The sequence below is a fragment of the Corallococcus llansteffanensis genome (assembly GCF_003612055.1).
In the GTDB taxonomy this organism is placed as follows: Bacteria; Myxococcota; Myxococcia; order Myxococcales; family Myxococcaceae; genus Corallococcus; species Corallococcus llansteffanensis.
In genome coordinates this window covers 1-4360 of sequence record NZ_RAWB01000727.1, presented here as the reverse complement: position 1 = coordinate 4360, position 4360 = coordinate 1, and the positions used below count along the sequence as shown (strand labels likewise).

Genomic DNA, 4360 nt, shown 5'->3' with positions numbered 1-4360 from the left:
CCTTCAAGGTGGCGCGGCCCTGGCACATCTGGCTGCACGCGCGCGGCCTGCCGGGCAGCCACGTGGTGGTGCCGCTGGAGAAGAACGGGGAGGTGGCGCAGGAGGTGCTGCTGGACGCGGCGCACCTGGCGCTGCACCACTCGGGGGCGAAGGGCGAGCCGCGCGGTGAGGTGAGCTACATGCCGGTGAAGTTCGTGCGCAAGCTGAAGGGCGCCCCTCCTGGACAGGTGACGTACGCGCGGGAGAAGACCTTCGTGGTGCGCATGGAGCCGGAGCGGCTGGAGCGGCTGCTCAAGTCACGCCACGGTGAACCCCCTCCGTCCTGAAGGGCAGGCGAGCGCGGACGCGACGACACGCCCGGGCCGGAATCGACCCGGGGCGTCACGCGCTGCGTGTGGGCGGGGTCGACGGGCAGACGGGCGTGCCCCCCCCTGGTCTTGAGTCCGGGGAAGTGGCGGGTACGATGCCCTCCGCGTGACGCCCGAGTTCTTCCACCAGATGTCCCTGTTCCCGCGAGGCTCGTCCGCGGAACGCGCCGCCGTTCCCGCACAGCGAGTCCCCGAAGGCCCCGCGCCCCTGCCGCCGCGCAACCGCGTCGTGGAGGAGGCGCCGCGCGTCCTCACCTCGACGCGCGAGGAGCTGTGGACGCGCGCGGAGTCGCTCGCGTGGCGCCTGAGCGCGAACCTGGGCATGCCGGTGCGCCTGGCGGTGACGGACAACCGCTCCACCATGGTGTCCTTCCGCCGCGGAGCGCAGGTGCTCCAACTGCGGCTGCACCACATGTTCCTGGACGCGCCGGAGTCCGTGGTGCGCGCGGTGGCGGACTACGCGGGCCGGGGGCACCGGGCCGCGGGCGGCCTGCTGGACGAGTACATCCGGGGCCAGCAGCCGCTCATCCGCCAGCTCCGCCGCGAATCCGACGCGGAGCTGAACCCGCTGGGACGCTGCTTCGACTTGCGCGCGCTCTACAACGGCGTCAACGAGGCCTACTTCCAGAACGGCATCCAGGCGCGCATCGGCTGGGGCCGCATGCCGCCCCGCCGGCGCCGCAAGTCCATCCGCCTGGGCGTCTACGACCACCAGACGCGGGAGATCCGCATCCACCCCGCGCTGGACCGGCCGGAGGTGCCCGCCTTCTTCGTGGAGTTCATCGTCTTCCACGAGATGCTCCACCAGCTCTTCCCCAGCAGCGGCCGCACCGGCAGGCGCGTGCACCACCCGCGCGCCTTCCGAGAGCGCGAGCGGACCTACCCGCACTACGGCGCCGCGCTGCGTTGGGAGCGCGAGAACCTGGGCACGCTGTTGCGCGGCTGAGAGCACGCCGAGCAGCCTGGACATTTACTGGTTTACCTGACCAGGCGCGTCGTGTGCGTGCTTGACCCCGACGCGTCGTGCGCTGAATCTTCGCGCCCTATGCGACGAGCAAAGATTGTCTGCACCCTCGGTCCCGCCAGTCAGACCCCGGAGATGTTGGAAGCGCTGCTGGAGGCCGGCATGGACGTGGCCCGGCTCAACTTCTCCCACGGCAGCCACGAGCAGCATCAGGCGAACATCGACATGCTGCGCGCGGCCTCGCTGAAGGTGCGCAAGGCGGTGGGCATCCTGGGCGACCTGCAGGGCCCGAAGATTCGCACCGGCCGCTTCGTCACCGGCAGCACGGAGCTCAAGCACGGCGCCACCTTCCACATCACCACCGACGAGACGGTGAAGGGCACGGATGAGATCGTGTCCACCACGTACCCGCACCTGGCGGCGGACGTGAACCCGGGCGACCGCATCCTCCTGGACGACGGCCTCCTGGAGCTGCGCGTCGTGGAGACGGACAAGAAGCAGCTCATCAAGACGGAAGTCATCCACGGCGGCACGCTGAAGAACAACAAGGGCATCAACCTGCCCGGCGTGGCGGTGCGCGCGGACGCGCTGACGCCCAAGGACCGCGAGGACCTCATCTTCGGCCTCAAAGCGGGCGTGGACTACATCGCGCTGTCCTTCGTGCGCCAGCCGTCGGACCTGGACGCCGCCCGGCAGGCGATGGCGGAGGTGGGCCGCACGGTGCCCATCATCTCCAAGCTGGAGAAGCCGGAGGCCATCGCGCGCCTGGACGCCATCCTCGACAAGACGGACGGCGTGATGGTGGCCCGAGGCGACCTGGGCGTGGAGATTCCCCCGGAAGAGGTCCCGGCCGTCCAGAAGGACATCATCCGGCGCTCCAACCTGCGCGGCCTGCCCGTCATCGTGGCCACGCAGATGCTCAACTCGATGATCGACAACCCGCGCCCCACGCGCGCGGAGGCCAGCGACGTGGCCAACGCCGTGTACGACGGCGCGGACGCGCTGATGCTGTCGGGCGAGACGGCGAGCGGCAAGTTCCCCATCGACTCCGTGCAGATGATGGAGCGCATCATCCTGGCGGCCGAGTCCTCCGCCCGCGCGCAGTACCTCCCGCGCACCATCGAGGCCCCGCTGGGCCTGCCGCTGCACTTCCCGGACGTCATCGCGCGCGTGGCGTGCGAGGCGGCGAAGGCGAGCGGCGCCACGCTCATCGCGGCCTTCACCCTGTCCGGCGTGACGGCCCGGCTCCTGGCGCACTACCGGCCCACGGTGCCCATCGTCGCCTTCAGCCCGAACCAGGAGGTGCGCCGCCGCCTGTCGCTGCTCTGGGGCGTGGTGCCGCGCGTGCTGGAGCCCATCCAGGAGACGGAGACCATGCTCCGCCGCGTGGAGGAGGAGCTCGTCTCCCGAGGCCTCGCGCGCCGCGGGGACCGCATCGTGGTGGTGTTCGGAGCGCCGGTGGGCCAGCCGGGGAAGATCAACAGCCTCCGGCTGCACACCATCAGCGCCTGATTCAGGCTGTTACGCCGGGCTCTGCTTCTTGAGGGCCCGGCGCGGAATCTCCGCCTCGACGAAGATGGTGAAGAGGCCCGGGTCCAGCTGCCCGGAGCCCGCCTCCTTCTTGAGGATGTCGAGCGCGAGCGTGTGCGGCACGGCCTTCTTGTAGGGCCGGTCGCTCGCGGTGAGCGCGTCGTAGATGTCGCAGATGGACATCATCCGGGACTGCACGGGGATGGTGGTGTCCGGGATGGCGCGCGGGTAGCCGGTGCCGTCCAGCTTCTCATGGTGCGCGTAGGCAATCTCCGGCACGCGGCGCAGGGCGCGCGTCCAGGGAATCTGCGACAGGAAGCGGTACGTGTGGTCGACGTGGCTCTCGATTTCGCGGCGCTCCTCGGGAGAGAGCGTGCCGCGGGTGATGGAGAGGGATTGGATTTCAGCGGGCAGGAGCAGCGGTTGCCCATGGTCGTGCGCGTCGGTGAACGTGAGCTTTCCCAGCTCCAGCAGCCGCTCGAAGTTGCCCTGGGCGAGCACTGTGGGCTTGTTGCAGGTGAGGAGGAAGCCCATCACCTCGTCCAACTGCGCCAGCTCCGTGGCGAGCCGCGCGTCCTCTTCCTGGTGGATGGCGGGCAGGGCGGACAGGCCGCGCACTTCCACGGCGGACAGGCGGCGGCGGGAGCTCTGGAGCTGCAGGTCCTTGCGAGCGAGCTGGAAGCGGGCGCGCAGGTTGTCCAGCTCATGCGGGTAGAGCTTCTCCGCCTTGACGAGCACGTTCTCGCGCACGCCCACCTTGCCGAAGTCATGCAGGAGCGAGGCGTATCTCAGCTCCTGGAGCTCCACGGCGGAGAAGCGCACGTGGGCATAGGGGCCGGTGGTGTGGTGCTCCAGCGCCTGGGCGAGCGACACGGTGAGGTCGGCGACGCGGCCGGAGTGGCCCGCGGTGGAGGGGTCGCGCGCTTCGATGGCGACGACGGACGCGGAGACGAAGCCCTCGAAGAGGCGGTTGATCTCCTCGTGGAGGAGGGCGTTCTCGATGGCGCCCGCGGCCTGGGCGCCCAGGGCGAGGAGCAGCTCCTCGTCCTCGGCGTCGAACACGAGCCCGCCGCGCTTGTTGAGGGCCTGGATGACGCCGGTGACGTCCCCGTTGGCGTCGCGCATGGGGACGCAGAGGATGGTGTGGGTGCGGTAGCCGCTGGAGACATCGAAGGTGCTGTTGAAGCGCTTGTCCGCGTAGGCGTCGGGGATGTTGATGACGGCGCCGGTGTGGGCGACCTGTCCGGCGATGCCGCTGCCCATGGGGAGGCGGATTTCGTTCTTGGAGCCCTGGGCCACCTTGCTCCACAGCTCCTCGCGCTCGCGGTCGAGGATGAAGAGCGAGCAGCGGTCCGACTCCACGACCTTGCTGGCCTCGTAGAGGATGAGGGGCAGGAGCAGGTCGAGGTCACGCTCGGCGCTCATCGCCTTGGCGACATCCAGGATGGACGTCAGCTTGGCGAGCCGGCGGGACAGGTTGGGGGAGGCGGGCACGGAC

General features: G+C 70.0%; 3 protein-coding genes and 1 pseudogene. 3 read left to right on the top strand and 1 reads right to left on the bottom strand.

Annotated elements, in window-relative coordinates; translation table 11 throughout:
• From D7V93_RS39025 to pyk, 3 genes and pseudogenes are all read left to right on the top strand, one after another.
• Positions 1–326, top strand: a pseudogene (locus D7V93_RS39025) (DUF814 domain-containing protein); the annotation flags it as partial.
• A 172-nt stretch (positions 327–498) separates the two neighbouring features.
• Positions 499–1314 carry a hypothetical protein gene (locus tag D7V93_RS39020; protein WP_120648137.1) on the top strand — a complete coding sequence of 272 codons (816 nt, stop codon included), beginning with the start codon at positions 499–501 and terminating at the stop codon, positions 1312–1314.
• Positions 1315–1413: 99 nt separating this feature from the next.
• Complete coding sequence (pyk, locus tag D7V93_RS39015; protein ID WP_120648134.1) at positions 1414–2844, top strand: pyruvate kinase; 1431 nt, start codon at positions 1414–1416, stop codon at positions 2842–2844.
• Positions 2845–2853: 9 nt separating this feature from the next.
• Here the strand turns inward: pyk and D7V93_RS39010 are convergent, their stop codons facing one another.
• Positions 2854–4356 carry an HD family phosphohydrolase gene (locus D7V93_RS39010; protein ID WP_120648136.1) on the bottom strand — a complete coding sequence of 501 codons (1503 nt, stop codon included), beginning with the start codon at positions 4354–4356 and terminating at the stop codon, positions 2854–2856.
• Between the last annotated feature and the right edge of the window lie 4 nt (positions 4357–4360).